The following is a 15,054-nucleotide window of genomic DNA, read 5'->3' on the forward strand; positions in this document are numbered from 1 at the left end:
AGATTACAGTGGTATGTATGACTGACCTCAACAATACCAATGCGGCAGACGAGCCGACAGTCCCCACGCCGGATGATGGAGCGAAGAACGCCGATTCGACGGGCTCCCCCGCCGGCAAGTCCTCCGGCAAGCCTTCGTCCGACCAGACGTCCTCCCCCGCCGACCTGGGCAATCTCGATGCGGCATGGGCGGCGTTCCAGGCCGAGCATGAGGCCGACCTCAATGATGTGGCGTCCTCGCGTCAGGCCAGAAAGTTCAAGAGGCAGGCGCAGCGCCGTGAGAAGGAGGCGCTGCTGTCCGTCAACGACCTGGACCTGGGCACGTTCACCGATGACGCCCGGCCGTTGGGCGGCGGGTTGCGCGACCGGTTGCGCGGCGGCAAGCGCACGTCCCGCAACCGTCATGAGATTCCCAATGATCCGAAGGACGCCGGCAGCACGTGGGGCGACGGCGACGCCGGTCGTTCGGGTCCGCGTGATTTCACCGGCCGCAGCTGGCTGGATACCGACGATGTGATGAACGAGCAGGACGATGGCGGCTTCACTCCCCCGAACCCGGAAATCGGCCCAGTGCATGCCTCGACGGTGCTGCTGCTGGCGTTGCTCGTCATCGGCGTGGCGGGCACGGTGGTGATGGTGCTGGTTCCCTCGCTCTATGGGATTCCCGTGATCAGCGCGCTGCTCAACATCGCGTTCGGCATCTGCACGATGCTCGGTCTGGGCGGGCTCATCGTCAAGGTGCTTAATCGAAAGAACCGCCCCGGAGACAAGGGCGGCTATTTCGACGACGGCGCACGGGTGTGAATACCTTGGCTCGTCCTGCAATTACGGACGAACTTCGTTTGCGTTTTGCCGGCTCGACTGTCGTCTCGGACATTGCCTGCAAACAGCTTTGCTTGCTGTTTGCTTCACGGCAATGTCCCACGAGGGAGCCCTTAGAAACTCACGAATTGAAATCGATGGATTCCTGGAGTTCGGCGATCATGGCCTTGGCGGCATCCAGCGGCTTGCGCTTGCCGAAGACCACGTCCTGCTGGTAGCGCACGATGGTCTTGTCCAGTTCCGAGGCGCCGTTGGGCGTGACGGCCGGGGCCTTGCCCACGGTGGATCGTATCTCGTCCACGAAATCCAATGCCTTGCGGTCCGTGCCCGTGGCCTGTCCGGCGAGCATGGTGCGGATGTCGTTGTTGGCCGGAATGCCGCGTTCGGTGCCGAGGATGGTACCGGCGTTCTTGTCGTTGATGAGGTAGTCGACCAGCATGGCCGCCTCGGCCGGATGCTGCGATCCCGAGGAGATCGCCCAGTACATGCCGGGCTTGAAGTACATGGTCCTGGCACCCGGTTCGGTCTGAGGCATCGGCACCAGGGACATGTTGTCCATGCCGGCGGCCTGCGCGTACGGGGTGATCATGGTGGCCTGCGTGATCATCATGGCCTGGGTCCCCTTGCCGAAGTCGCTGTCGTTCAATGCCGCGGCGGTGTTCTCGCTCCATCGTTCGGCGCTGCCTTCGATGCCGTTCTTCGCCCACCGCGCCGGCAGGTTCAGGAACGATGCGAGGTTCTCCGGCTTGATGGCGATGGCGTTGCCCTTGAACAGGGCGTCGCCGTGCTGACGTGCCCACAGTTGCAGGCCGTATCCGTTGTTCGGGGCGATGGAGCCGATGTATTTGCCGCCCGAACGTTCGGTGATCTGTTCGGCGACCCGTTCGAAATCGTCCCACGTCCATCGGCTGGTGTCCGGCAGGGTGATGCCGAGCTCGTCCAGGATGTCGTTGTTGACGATGACGCCGTACTGTGCGGTGGTGGCCGGGGCTGCCACCTGCTTGCCTTCCACCTTGCCCATCGCGCGCGTGGCGGCGTCCATGCCGTTCAGGTCGAGGTATTTCGAAGCCTTGTCCAGGTCAAGCAAGGAGCCCATGGAACCGTAGAACGCCAGATAGAGTTCGTCCATCTGCATCACGTCGGGTGCGTTGCCGCCTGCGGATTGGACGGCGAGCTTGTCCCAGTAGCCGGTCCAGTCGGAGTATTCGGTCTCCACATGGATGTTCGGATGCTCCTTCTCGAAGCCCTTGACCGCTTCCTCCGTGGCCTTGATGCGGGCGTCTCCGCCCCACCAGTTGAGCCGGATGGTCACGTCGCCCTCGGCCGGTACGACCGGCACGTCGGAGGCTCCGACCGAGCTGCCGCATGCGGCGGTGACGCTCAGGGTCACGGCCGCCATCAGCGCGGCCATGTATTTCTTCCACATACGCTTCATTGTCAACTTCTCCTCTATACGGAGGCAGGGAACATGGATGCGTGCGGCATCAAGGCGCGCCGACGAAGGCGTACGAAGGTACGTCGAGGAGACGGCAACGCAGATGACGCTCCATCCATGTTTTCTGCCATCACTTGCCTCCGGTCGTGGCGATCCCCTGAACCAGATACTTCTGTCCGAACGTGAACACCAGGAACAGCGGGATCAGGGAGACCACGCTCATCGCGAACATCGGGCCGTAGCTGGACTGGGACTGCGCGTCGATGAAGGTGCGCAGGGCAATCGGCACGGTGTACATGTCCGGCTTGGTCAGATAGAGCAGCTGGCTGAAGAAGTCGTTCCACGTCCAGATGAAAGTGAACACCGCGCAGGTGCCGATGGCCGGCTTCATCAGGGGCAGCAGAATCTGGAAGAAGATGCGGATATGTCCGGCGCCGTCCAGTTTGGCCGCCTCATCCAGGTCATGCGGCAGGCCGCGCAGGAACTGGTAGAACAGGAAGGTGAAGAACCCGTCCATGGCGAGGAACTTCGGCAGGATCAGCGGCACGAACGTGTTGATGAGATGCAGCGAGTTCCACATGATGTACTGCGGTATCACGATCACGTGAATCGGCACCATGAGCATGAGCAGCATGAAGCCGAACAACACCCCGCGGAACCGGAAGTTGAGCCGGGCGAAGGCGTAGGCGGCCATCGAGCAGGTCAGGATGTTGCCGATGATGGCGAACACCACGATGATCAGCGAGTTGAGGATGTACCGGCCGAACGGGTAGCTCAGCGCGTTCCAGCCGGCCACGTAGTTCTGCCAGACTGGATGGGTGACCACGAGTCCCATGTTGGTGAAGATCTCGCTTTGCGGACGCAGGGAGCTGGCGATCATCCACAGAATCGGGTAGAGCATGACGATGGCGAGCAGCAGCACCACGATCTGCTTGATGACGGAACCCACCGTGCGGGCGATCGCGCGGTTGCGGTTGCCGTTCATGCCGGCACCGGATCCCAGATCGACCGTGGATCGCGGATTGGACTGTGTCCTTGTCCGCTTCGCGCCGGAGTGGAGCCGTGCGCGACGTTTCATAACCAATGCTCGTACGTCAGTCATCGTAATGCACCCAGAACTTGGAGAGAGCGAAATTGATACCGGTGAGCACGGCCACGATCACCACCATGATCCATGCCAGAGCGGAGGCGTATCCCATGCGCAGCGAGGCGAAGCCCTGCTGGTAGAGGTACAGCGTGTAGAAGAGCGTGGAGTCCGAGGGACCGCCGGTGCCGCCGGAGACCACGTAGGCCTGTGTGAACGTCTGGAAGGAGTTGATCACGCTCATCACGAGGTTGAAGAAGATGATCGGTGAGAGCATCGGCAGGGTGATGGAGCGGAATTGCCGCCATGTGCCGGCGCCGTCCACGCTGGCCGCCTCGTAGAGTTCGCGCGGGATCTGACGCAGGCCGGCCAGGAAGATGACCATCGGCGAGCCGAACTGCCAGATATGCAGGGCGATGAGCGTCCAGTTGGCGGTGTCCGGATTGGCGATCCAGCTCATCGAGGTGTCGATGTCGAACAGGCCGAGGAATGCGTTGAACAGGCCGTCCGAGCCGAACACCATCTTCCAGAGCACCGCCACGGCCACCGAGCCGCCCAGCATGGAGGGCAGGTAGAACGCGGAGCGGTAGAACGAGAGCCCGCGCATGCCCCGGTCGAGCAGCACGGCCAGGGCGAGGGCCGCCACCAGCTGCAGTGGCACGGAAATGATCACATAGGTGAGCGTGACCGTGAGCGAGTTCAGGAAACGCGGGTCGACGAGCATGTGCCGGTAGTTCATGAGCCCGACGAACTGCGGGGGCTTGATCATGTTGTATTTGGTGAAGGAGATCACCAGCGAATACAACATGGGGATGAGGCTCAGGCACACCGCTCCGATGAGCCATGGCGCCAGGAAACCCAAGGCCACTTTCGTGTCGGTCGGCTTGTCTTTCGGCTTGTGCCGGTTTTTGACCAGCGATCCGAATTCCGAAAACGAACTCACGATGTTCCTCCCATGATGCACGGCCCTCATCGGCCCGATGTGATTCAAGGGTATCGTCGCGTCCTACGGCAACGCCACTTGTTGCCATTGTTGCCAAAACGTGCAGAGCCAAACGCAAGCCCTTAACGAAAAACCCGGCTCGCGTTGGCTTGCGAGCCGGGTTATGTCATCGTCCTTCAGCGGGCGCCATTACAGTGGCGGCGAATCAGGCTTCCTTGGACTTGGCGGTTGCGATCCACTTGTCGAGCAGGGCCGCCGCCTTGCCGGAGTCGACCGCGTCCTCGGCGATCTTGTACGCCTCGCGGAAGCGCTCGGCCAGGGAGCCGTCGCCGACCAGATGGCCGTCGGCCACGATGGCGGAGGCGGCGTTGAGCAGTGCGGTGGAGCGGGACGGCACGTCCTTGCCGGCGAGGAAGTCGCGGAAGGCCGCGGCGTTGACCTCGGGCTCGCCGCCCTTGAGGTCGGCGACGTCGATCTTCTTCAGGCCCAGGTCCACGGTCGGGTCGAAGTCGGTCTCGGTGACCTTGCCGTCGCGGATCTCCCAGACGGAGACCGGGCCGGTGGGCGCAAGCTCGTCCATGCCCTCGTGCGAGGTGTAGACCATGCCGGACTGGCCGGCCGCGGCGTAGGCGGCGGCCATGATCGGGCTCATGGCGCGGTTGGCGCAGCCGATGGCCACGTGCGCCGGCTTGGCCGGGTTGGTCAGCGGCCCCAGCACGTTGAACACGCACGGGATGCCGAGCGCGGCGCGCACGGGGCCCACGAAGCGCATGGCCGGGTGGAAGGTGCGGGCGAACGCGAAGGTGATGCCCACCTCGTCACCGATCTCGCCCACGGCCTCGGGCTTCAGATCCAACGGCAGGCCGAGGGCCTCGAGCACGTCGGCGGCGCCGCACTTCGAGGATGCGGCGCGATTGCCGTGCTTGACGATCTTCACACCGGCCGCGGCGGCCACCACGGCGCCCATGGTGGACAGGTTCACGGTGGCGAAGCCGTCGCCGCCGGTGCCCACGATGTCCGTGGTCTCACCGGAGACCTTGAGCGGGATGGCATGCGAGACCATGGCCTTGGCGGCGCCGGACACCTCCTCGGCGGTCAGGCCCAGCTGCTGCTGCATGGCGAGCGCGGCACCCACGGCGGCCGGGTTCGCGTTGCCCTTCATCAGATCATCCACGAACCATTCGGATTCCTCGGCGCTCAGGTGGTCTCCCCCGACCAGCTTGGTGAGAATCGACTTCCATGTGATCTCTGCCATTGTTCCTCCTTGACGCATATCCGCGTCCGATAGCCAGTAACGCCGCTCATTGTAATGGCCACGGGTTTCGCGAGACGCAAACTTCCATATTGCAGAACGAGACGCGAAAGGCTCCCCTCGCTGAGGAGAACTGCCGGCGCAGCCGACTGAGGGGAGTTCCAGGGCTAGAAGCTGCCACTCTCCTCAGTCTCACTGCGTTCGACAGTCCCCTCAGCAATGGGGAGCCTTCGCGGATCCGTCAGATCACTCGGTGGTCTGCGGCCAGCACTGCTCGTACTTGATGCCGGTGAGCTGCTCGACGACCTTCTTGGTCTCGGGGTCGACGTCCTTCTTCTTGCCGCCGGCCTTGAGACGGTCGATTTCGGCGAGCAGGACGGCGTCGGTCTTCTTGTCGAGCTTCATCGTGAAGGAGATGATCCAGGCCACGGCGAGGCCGGCGATGCTCCACCACACCAGCACGGTGCCGATGGCGTTCACGGCCTGCTCGGGCTGCGGCTTGCCGGCCTTGAAGGCGGTCTCGACGAAGCCGTTGGCGCCGAGGTACCAGCCCCAGGCCATGGCGGACAGGCCGGCGGTGATCTTGCGGGCGAACTGCTGGAAGCCGATGTACAGGCCGCCGCGGTTCTCGCCGGCCATGATCATGTCGACGTCCGGGATGAACGGGAACACGTTCCACGGGATGAACCAGGTCATGGCTCGGAAGATGAGCCACCAGACCATGACCACGTACAGCGCGGTGTTCCAGGCGGCGATGTTGTTCTGAGAGGCGGTCTGCCACAGGCCCCACAGGCCCAGAAGGCCGAGGATGGCGCCGGCGAAGTTCAGGGAGAACATCTTGCGCGGACCGAGCTTGGAGAAGATCCAGCCGAACACGGGCTTGAGCGGCTCGCCGATCAGGGCCATGCCGAGCAGGGCGGTGCCGAAGGCGACCGGCTTGTTGAGGTTGTAGAGCACGAAGAACAGCCACACCTGGCCGAAGATGTCCAGGAAGGACTGGCCGAGCAGGTAGATGAGGATGTGCTTGCGGAAGGTCTTGTTGCGCAGGGTGGAGAAGTAGCCCACGAAGATGTCGCCCACGCCCTTGAGCCACTTGCCGAAGTTGAACGGCTCCTTCTTCTCGGCCTCGATGGCGGCCTCGTCGAATCCGGCCTCCTCGGGGGTCAGCTCCCAGGTGGACTTGTAGGCGATGAACACGAACACGGCGAACAGCACGATGAAGAAGCCCATGGCGATGGTGTAGGACGAGCTCTGCTTCTCACCGAGCGCCTTGAGGAACGCGGCGGCGCCCAGCGGAATCACGGCGGTGGAGATGCCGGAGAACAGCATGCGGGTGGTGGACAGCATCGTACGGCCGTTGAAGTCGGTGGTCATCTCGTTGGGAAGCACCGAGTACGGGGTCATGATGAGCTGGTTGGCGATGATCCACAGCGCGTACACCACGAAGTATCCCCATACCGGCAGGCCCGGAACGTACATGAGGATGGTGACGAGCAGGACGGGCACGCCCAGCAGAATCAGGAAGCGGCGGCGGCCGAACCTGCGGCCGATCTTCCACTTGTACAGGTTGTCGGACAGCGTGCCGAAGATGAGGGCGGAGAACGCGGCGAGCATCGTCGCGATGCCGACGATGGACTGGGCCTGTGCCACCTTCAATCCGGCGAATGTGGTCCAGAACAGGGTGAGGAATGTGGCGATCTGGCCGAAGCCGCCACCGTAGAAATCACCGAACGCATATCCGATCGCGTTGATGAGCTTGATCTTGCGTCCCTGAGGCGCCTTAGCCTCGGGAACTGCTGTCTGCTGTGTCATTGCAGCATTTCCTTTCCATGTCCTGCTGCGGGAGGTACCCCGCAGCAGGGTTTTTCTTGTTCTTTCTTCTTCGGCTCCCCTCTTTGAGGGGAGCCAGTGATCGGGGAATCACTTGCTCCACTTGGCCTTCATGGCCTCGAAGATCTCACGGTCGGTCGGGTGGTTCTCCATGTTCATGATGACGAACACGTCCTTCTCCCAGGCCGGGTAGCAGAAGTCACGCAGCCACTGGAAGTAGTGCGGCCCGTCGCCCACGCAGCGCAGGTAGCCCATGAGCTGCTCGGCGACCCAGGCGGACTGCTTGATGTCCGTCAGGCAGTCGTTGCGCCAGAAGCCGGCCCACTTGCCGTGCTCGCGGTCGCGCATCGCGCGGTCGCCGGCGGTGAACTCGTCGGAGGCCAGGCCCGCGTCGTAGAAGGCGTGCTGCCAGTCCTCGTCGTATCCGGCAAGCAGGGCGTCGCACACGTGCACGGAGGCGGCCACGCAGTGCTCGTAGATGCCCACCTCCACGCCGATGGAGTCGCGGATGAGTTCGGCGGCATCCTCCTGGCCGCGCAACTCGGCGGAGATGGCGGCGAGCTCCACCTTGTCGGCGAGGGCGGCGTACCGGTCGACGGCCGGGGCGATGAGCCCGCGGTAGAAGTCGATCTGCTCCTTGAGGTTCCTGCCGTCATGCATCCAGCGCAGGTCCTCGGCCGGGGCCTTGTTGTCGCGCAGCCACTGGGTGATGAGCATGCGCGGCACGTGGTTGAAGTACTGTTCGCCGGCGTGGTCGTCCCAGTTGGGGCCGTACTGCACGGCGTCCTTCCAGTACTCCTCGTACAGGTCGAACACGGCGTCCACGTTGTCCTCGCCGTAGTAGTCGGCGATGTAGTCCTTGGCGACCTTCTCGAAGTCGATCCTGCCTTCGCGCCAGATCGCGGCGATGAAGTTGAGGAAGTAGACGTGCGGCTTGACGTTGGAGGCGTTGACGATCCACACGTCGTCGCCGCCGTTGGAGATCACGTCCTCCAGCTCCTTGGCCACGAGCCTCGGATCATTGGTGATGTCGGTGGTGTGGTTGGCGGCCTGCAGGTCGTAGAAGCTGGCGTGGTAGTAGATGCCGTTGTCGCCGTCGTTCGTGGGCATGGCGGGCACACGCGGGTTGTTGTTCTCCTGACGGCGGGAGACCATGCGGCCGAAGCCGTTGTCGGCCCAGATCTTGGCCACCTGCTTGGGGTAGGTCAGCACGCCCGCGCGGTAGAGCTCCATGGCCTCGCCGTACAGGTAGATGCAGCACTGGGCACCGGGATCGGCGTCCTGCACCATGTCGTACTGGCGCTGGATGATCTCGGACAGGAGCTTGCCGCGGGCCTCGTCGGTGGCGTAGCGCGGATCGAAGTTCCAGAACGGCTGGTCGCCCTGACCGCGGAAGCCGAGGGTCCACACGGTGCGCTTGCCCTTCTGGGCCTCGATGGCCTCGCGCCACAGCGCTTCGAAACGGGGTTCCTCCTCGGGCCACTTGGGCTGCACGCCCGGGTAGGCGGCGGCGAACATGCGCGCGCCGAGCGGGCAGGCGTGGTGCTGGTTGATGTAGAAGCCCATGTCCTGGGCGAGCTTCAGATGCGGTTCGCCACGCTGGCCGGAGCCGGGAATCACCATGTTGCCGCCGAGGCGGTACACGGTCTCGAAGGCGAGGCGCCACGGCTTGTCCTTGTCGTTGTCGACCTGCCAGTCCTCGAGCAGCACCTCGTCGTTAATGAAGAAGCCCTTGTACTTGACGGCGGTGGGCTTGCTGGTCAGCGCGAAGTCATCGGCCACCTCGATGGCGGGAACCGGCTCGAAGTGCTGGTCGTTCCAAAACCAGAAGTCCTTGACGCCGAGCACCTCACGGCTGACGGCGTACAGGCCGTAGATGAAGCCGAAATCGTCGCCGGCGTGGATCTCGAGGTTGCCGTCGGAGACGCGCACCTCCCAGGTTTCGGGGTTGTGCGGGCCCTCGACGAGCACGATGTCCGCGCCGGGCTCGTCGGACGGCGCGACCGTGGCCTTGAGATCGCGTTCGATGTCCTCGACCGCATACGAGACGGCCTTGGACGGCGCCGCGCCCGTGACCTTGGTGGCGGCTGTGATGGAAATAGACATGGTTCCTCCAGGGTGAACTTGTCTGTTGCTTGGTTTCGCGATTCCGGGCGCTTCCACGCTCCCCGCATCGCTGACATGATTAATAATCGTCCGGTCCGGCATGCCCGTTGCGGTTGTTGCCAAAGGTTGCCATAATGTTGTCAGCTCCGCCGCTCCACGTTCCGTCGACTCCGATCGGCAACCGGCGGAACGTCCGAGGAGGCGGCCATGGCACAGGCCAAGCACAAGGCGACCATCTACGACATAGCCAAGGAGGCTGGCGTGAGCCCCTCGACGGTCTCCCGCGCGCTGAGCCAGCCGGGCAGGATCGCGGCCAAGACCGAGTTCCGCATCCGGCGCATCGCCGAGCAGCTCGGCTATCTGGCTCCGGGCGACGATGCGTCGGACGGGCCGCTGCCGGCCACCGGCATGATCGCGGCCATCGTGCCCACGCTGACCAACGTCCTGTATGCCACCGCCATCAACGCCATGCAGCGACGGCTCGAATCCAAGGGCTACGGCCTGATCACCCTGGACACCGACCAGAAGCCGGCGGTCGAGCGCAAGGCCATGTCCTACGTGATGCGCAACGTGGACGGCGTGGCCCTCATCTCCTCGCGGCTGAGCGAGCCGGACATCCGCCGCATCACGCTGGTGCGGCCGGTCATCCTGCTCAACCGTGCCATCCCCGGGCTTTCCAGCGTCACGGTGGATGTGGCGCACGCCATCGATGAGGCGGTCCGCACGCTCAAGCGGAGTGGACACTCCTCCATCACCTATCTGGCCGGACCCGCCAGCTCATGGTCGAACGAGTACCGTCGCCGATGCATCCGCGCAGCCGCGTTCCGCTACGACATGACCTACCGCGTGGTGCGCGAATGCGAGCCGAGCGTCGCCGGCGGAGGCAAGGCCGCCGAACAGTATCTCATCCGCCCCACGGACGCCGTGTTCGCCTTCAATGATTCGGTGGCGGCGGGCTTCATCGCCGCGGCCAGGCGTAACGGGCTGCGGGTGCCCGAGGACGTCTCGGTCATAGGATTCGACAACACGGAGATGTCCTCGCTGCTCTCCCCCGCGCTGAGCACCATCGACATGAAGGCCTCGCAGATGGCGGTGCGCGCCGCGGACGCGCTGGTCGCCGCCGTGCGCAATCCGGAGGGCAACCGTCCCGAGCCCATCACGCTAACCGCCGAATTCGTGCAACGCGATTCGGTGAACGGCCACAAGCGATCCACGATGAAGCTCGGACCGTACGCGGAGATCAGGCGTTCGAGCGACAGCATCGTGCTTACCATGCTGTCCAACGCCTTCAACGAGACGATGCCGCGCATCAACGAGTTCATGCGTACGCACCCGCACATCATCATCGATCCCATTGAGGGGCGCACGCAGGAGAACACCTTGTCCCTGTACTGGGAGCGTGTGATCAACCACCGTTCCGTGCCGGACATCATCAACGTGGAGCGTACCGCACTCCCCCAGCTGGCGGCCTCGGGCGCCCTGCAGGACCTGTCGGGACCGGACATCGAACGGGAGCTCGGCGCGAAGGTGGACCGCGCGGCCTGGCAGTCGGCCCACTATGCCGGCCACCTGTACGGCATTCCCGGCGACCAGTCGCAGACCGCCATGTTCTACCGGGCCGACCTGTTCCGCCATTACGAACTCGAAGTGCCGCAGACCTGGGACGAGTTCTATGAGGAGGGCGTGGCGCTGCACGCGCGTAACCCGCAACGATACATGGGCGTCCTCGACACCACGGACGTGCAGCATTACCTGTCGTTCTTCCGTTCGGCCTGCGTGAGGCCGTGGACGGTGGAGGACGACTCGACCATCACCTTCCATATGCGCGACGATCTGGTGCGGTCCGTGGCCGAGTTCATCCAACAGTGCATCGACGATGGCGCGCTCAGGGCGGAGCCGATGTGGGACAACCGGTACATGCGCGCCGAGTCCGGCACGTACCTGACGGTGACGTACGCGAACTGGCTGGGCAAGATCCTCGCCGCCTCCTATCCGGCGGACAAGGGACTGTGGAAGGTGACGCTGCCTCCGGCGTTCTCCGATCCGAGCCGGGTGTCCACGGCCGAGATCGGTGGATCCACGCTGGCGGTCAGCGCAGGGCTCCCGCCCGCGCGTCTGCAGGCCGCGATGACGTTCCTCCGCTGGTTCCAGCTCGATCCGGTCTCCGTCGAGTTGCGCGCGCCGGGCGGCGTGTCAGCGGCGGCCGGCTATGTGGAGGATCTGACCCGACGTGGCACGGTGGATCCGTACTTCGACCAGCCGATCTACGACGTGTACGCCAAATCCGCGGCACTGGTGAACCGCGATTGGGACAATCTGCCGTTCTTCAGCCAACTCGACGCCGAGTTCGCCCGTCTGATCGTCCCCGCGCTGCGCCCCGGCGGCCGGAGCGCGGACCTGTTCGACGAATGGGAGCGACGTCTCAAGATCTACGCCGTCTCGCAGGGCTTCACCGTGCGGTGAAATCTTGCATAGGAACGAAATTGGCTCCCCTCTCAAGGGGAGCCAATTTGTTGTCACGCGCTCACGCGCCTAACAATGCGTCACTTCTCGTTCTGGCCGTGGCACATCTTGTACTTGCGACCGGAACCGCACGGGCACGGGGCGTTCTTGCCGGTGCCCGGGAAGGTGCGTCCATCGGCCCACGGCACGCGGAGCTCCTCGCTCTTCGGGCGCTTGTTGGCCGGGACCTTGCCTTCGGCGTGGCTGATCGGGGCCGGGCCGGAGATGGCGGAGGTCACCTCGCCGGCCTCGGAGGCCTTGGCGGATTCGGCGATGGCCTGCTTCTCCTCCTCGTCCTCTTCCTCGACCTCGCCGGAGGCGGCTTCGGACTCGGACTCGCCGTCCTCGTCCGGGCCGGCTGCCACGGTGGCGGCGGAATCGGCACCCTCGGAGGTGGCGGTGATGCCGGTGGCGGATTCGGCGGCGTCGACCGCGGCATCCTCATCGGCGGTGGAGGCGGCGTCCTGGGTGGCGGCCACCTGCTTGACGTCGATGTGGAACAGCAGCTGGACGGACTCCTCCTTGATGGCCTCGATCATGGAGTTGTACATCTGGTAGCCCTCGCGCTGGTACTCGACCAGCGGGTCGCGCTGTCCCATGCCGCGCAGGCCGATGCCGTCCTTGAGGTAGTCCATCTCGTAGAGGTGCTCACGCCACTTGCGGTCGAGCACGGCGAGCACCACACGGCGTTCCAGATCGCGCAAACCGGCCTCGCCGATGGTCTTCTCGAGCTCGGCGTACTTCTCCTTGGCATCCGTGACGATCAGGTCGCGCACGGCCTCGACGGCCTTCTCGGCCTTGAGGCCCTCGGCGGCCTTCTGGGCGTTCTCCTCGGTGACCTTGGTGGGCACCACGGCGTTGAGGGCCTTGAACAGGCCTTCCCAATCCCAGTCCTTCGGCTTGTCGGAGCCGTTGTTGGCGCCCTTGATGTAGGACTCCACGGTGTCGGCGATGAAGCGCTCGATGTCCTCGTGGATGTCCTCGCCCTTCAGGACGGCCTGACGCTCGGAGTAGATGACGGTACGCTGCTTGTTCATCACGTCGTCGTACTTGAGCACGTTCTTACGGATCTCGTAGTTGCGGGATTCGACGGCCTTCTGCGCGGTGCGCACGCCCTTGGTCACGGACTTGGCCTCGATGGGCTGGCCCTCCTCCATGCCCTTGGCCATGACCTGGGCCACGAGCTGGGTGTTGAACAGACGCATCAGGTCGTCCTCGAGGGACAGGTAGAAGCGGGACTCGCCCGGATCGCCCTGACGGCCGGAACGGCCGCGCAGCTGGTTGTCGATACGACGGGACTCGTGGCGCTCGGTGCCGAGCACGTACAGGCCGCCGAGCTCCTTGACTTCCTCGTGCTCGTCCTTGACCTGGGCCTTGATCTCGTTCAGGGTGCCCGGCCAGCGCTTCTCGTACTCCTCCGGGGTGTCCTCCGGGGAGTAGCCCTCGGACTTGAGCTTGGCGTCCGCCAGGAACTCGACGTTGCCGCCGAGCATGATGTCGGTACCACGGCCGGCCATGTTGGTGGCCACGGTCACGGCGCCCTTGCGGCCGGCGACGGCCACGACGGCGGCTTCCTTCTCGTGCTGCTTGGCGTTGAGGACCTGGTGCGGAATCTTGGCCACGTCGAGCAGGGTGGAGACCACTTCGGAGCTTTCCACGGAGGCGGTGCCCAGCAGCACCGGCTGGCCCTTGGCGTGACGCTTGGCCACGTCCTTGACGATGGCGGCCAACTTCTCCTTCTTGGTGCGGAAGATGAGGTCGTCCTGGTCCTTGCGGATCATCGGGCGGTTGGTCGGGATCGGCAGCACGCCCAGCTTGTAGGTGTTCATGAACTCGGCGGCCTCGGTCTCGGCCGTACCGGTCATGCCGGCGAGCTTGTCGTACATGCGGAAGTAGTTCTGCAGGGTGATGGTGGCGAAGGTCTGGTTCTCGGCCTTGACCTCCACGCCTTCCTTGGCCTCGATGGCCTGGTGCAGGCCCTCGTTGTAGCGGCGGCCCGGCAGGATACGGCCGGTGTGCTCGTCGACGATGAGGACCTCGCCGTGGGTGACGACGTAGTCCTTGTCGCGCAGGAACAGTTCCTTGGCCTTGATGGCGTTGTTGAGGTAGCCGATCAGGGCGGTGTTGGCCGGCTCGTACAGGTTGTCGATGCCCAGGAAGTCCTCGACCTTGGTGATGCCCGGATCCAGGATGCCGACGACCTTCTTCTTCTCGTCGACCTCGTAGTCCTCGTCGCGGGTGAGCTTGAGGACCAGCTTGGCGAACTGGCGGTACCAGCGGGTCACGTCGCCTTCGGCCGGGCCGGAGATGATGAGCGGGGTACGGGCCTCATCGATGAGGATGGAGTCGACCTCATCGACGATGGCGTAGTGGTGGCCGCGCTGCACCAGGTCGGCCTTCTCCCAGGCCATGTTGTCGCGCAGGTAGTCGAAGCCGAACTCGTTGTTGGTGCCGTAGGTGATGTCCGCGTTGTACTGCTTGCGGCGCTCCGGCGGCTTCTGCTCGGTGATGATGCAGCCGACGGACATGCCCAGGAAGCGGTAGATGCGGCCCATGAGCTCGCTCTGGTAGCTGGCCAGGTAGTCGTTGACGGTGACCACGTGCACGCCCTTGCCCTCGAGGGCGTTGAGGTAGCTCGGCAGGGTGGCCACGAGGGTCTTGCCTTCACCGGTCTTCATCTCGGCGATGTTGCCCCAGTGCAGGGCGGCGCCGCCCATGAGCTGCACGTCGAAGTGGCGCTGGCCGAGGGTGCGCTTGGAGACCTCGCGAACGGTGGCGAACGCCTCCGGCATGATGTCGTCCAGGCTCTTGCCGTTCTCGAGCTGCTGCTTGAACTTCGGGGTCTGCGCCTTGAGCTCCTCGTCGGAGAGGGCGGAGATCTCATCCTCGAGCGCGTTCACGGCCTTGGCCACGTTCTCCAGCTTCTTGAGCTGGTGGCCTTCGCCCATACGCAGGGCTTTGTCAATAATATCGACCACTGGGTTTCTCCCTTGATTGGTTTCGGTGGTGTCCGCGTACCACGATACCGTCCGGGAGCGTCAGTCGTCACGTTTTTCGACCATATTACGAAAAACGGGCCGC

9 protein-coding genes are annotated in these 15,054 nt (G+C 64.2%); 2 read left to right on the forward strand and 7 right to left on the reverse strand.

Features of this window, described 5'->3' with window-relative positions; all coding sequences use genetic code 11:
* The first annotated feature begins 17 nt into the window (after positions 1–17).
* Positions 18–803, forward strand: coding sequence for a hypothetical protein (locus tag JS536_RS03980; protein ID WP_214355837.1), 786 nt, complete (start codon positions 18–20; stop codon positions 801–803).
* Between the two features lie 139 nt (positions 804–942).
* Here the strand turns inward: JS536_RS03980 and JS536_RS03985 are convergent, their stop codons facing one another.
* The 6 genes from JS536_RS03985 to JS536_RS04010 all read right to left on the reverse strand — a co-directional run bounded on the left by JS536_RS03985 (position 943) and on the right by JS536_RS04010 (position 9,471).
* Complete coding sequence (locus JS536_RS03985) at positions 943–2,256, reverse strand: extracellular solute-binding protein (RefSeq protein ID WP_214355838.1); 1,314 nt, start codon at positions 2,254–2,256, stop codon at positions 943–945.
* 130 nt (positions 2,257–2,386) lie between these two features.
* Positions 2,387–3,334 carry a carbohydrate ABC transporter permease gene (locus JS536_RS03990; protein ID WP_240544242.1) on the reverse strand — a complete coding sequence of 316 codons (948 nt, stop codon included), beginning with the start codon at positions 3,332–3,334 and terminating at the stop codon, positions 2,387–2,389.
* Positions 3,335–3,350: 16 nt separating this feature from the next.
* The gene (locus tag JS536_RS03995) at positions 3,351–4,283 is read right to left on the reverse strand and encodes an ABC transporter permease subunit (RefSeq protein WP_214355839.1); all 933 of its coding nucleotides are present in this window, start codon (positions 4,281–4,283) and stop codon (positions 3,351–3,353) included.
* A gap of 205 nt (positions 4,284–4,488) precedes the next feature.
* Positions 4,489–5,538, reverse strand: a complete 1,050-nt coding sequence (gene trpD, locus JS536_RS04000) for an anthranilate phosphoribosyltransferase (protein WP_214355840.1) — start codon at positions 5,536–5,538, stop codon at positions 4,489–4,491.
* A 243-nt stretch (positions 5,539–5,781) separates the two neighbouring features.
* Positions 5,782–7,347, reverse strand: coding sequence for an MFS transporter (locus JS536_RS04005; protein ID WP_214355841.1), 1,566 nt, complete (start codon positions 7,345–7,347; stop codon positions 5,782–5,784).
* Positions 7,348–7,455: 108 nt separating this feature from the next.
* Positions 7,456–9,471, reverse strand: coding sequence for a glycosyl hydrolase 115 family protein (locus JS536_RS04010; RefSeq protein WP_214355842.1), 2,016 nt, complete (start codon positions 9,469–9,471; stop codon positions 7,456–7,458).
* A gap of 207 nt (positions 9,472–9,678) precedes the next feature.
* Here JS536_RS04010 and JS536_RS04015 point away from each other — a divergent pair, with 207 nt between their 5' ends.
* On the forward strand, positions 9,679–11,934 hold the full coding sequence (locus tag JS536_RS04015; RefSeq protein WP_214355843.1) for an extracellular solute-binding protein: 2,256 nt from the start codon (positions 9,679–9,681) through the stop codon (positions 11,932–11,934).
* Between the two features lie 80 nt (positions 11,935–12,014).
* Here the strand turns inward: JS536_RS04015 and secA are convergent, their stop codons facing one another.
* Positions 12,015–14,951 (reverse strand): preprotein translocase subunit SecA, encoded by a 2,937-nt coding sequence (gene secA, locus JS536_RS04020; protein ID WP_214355844.1) that lies wholly within the window; start codon positions 14,949–14,951, stop codon positions 12,015–12,017.
* Positions 14,952–15,054: the final 103 nt, after the last annotated feature.

Origin of the sequence: Bifidobacterium sp. SO4 (assembly GCF_018555355.1) — a bacterium.
Lineage (GTDB): Bacteria > Actinomycetota > Actinomycetes > Actinomycetales > Bifidobacteriaceae > Bifidobacterium > Bifidobacterium miconisargentati.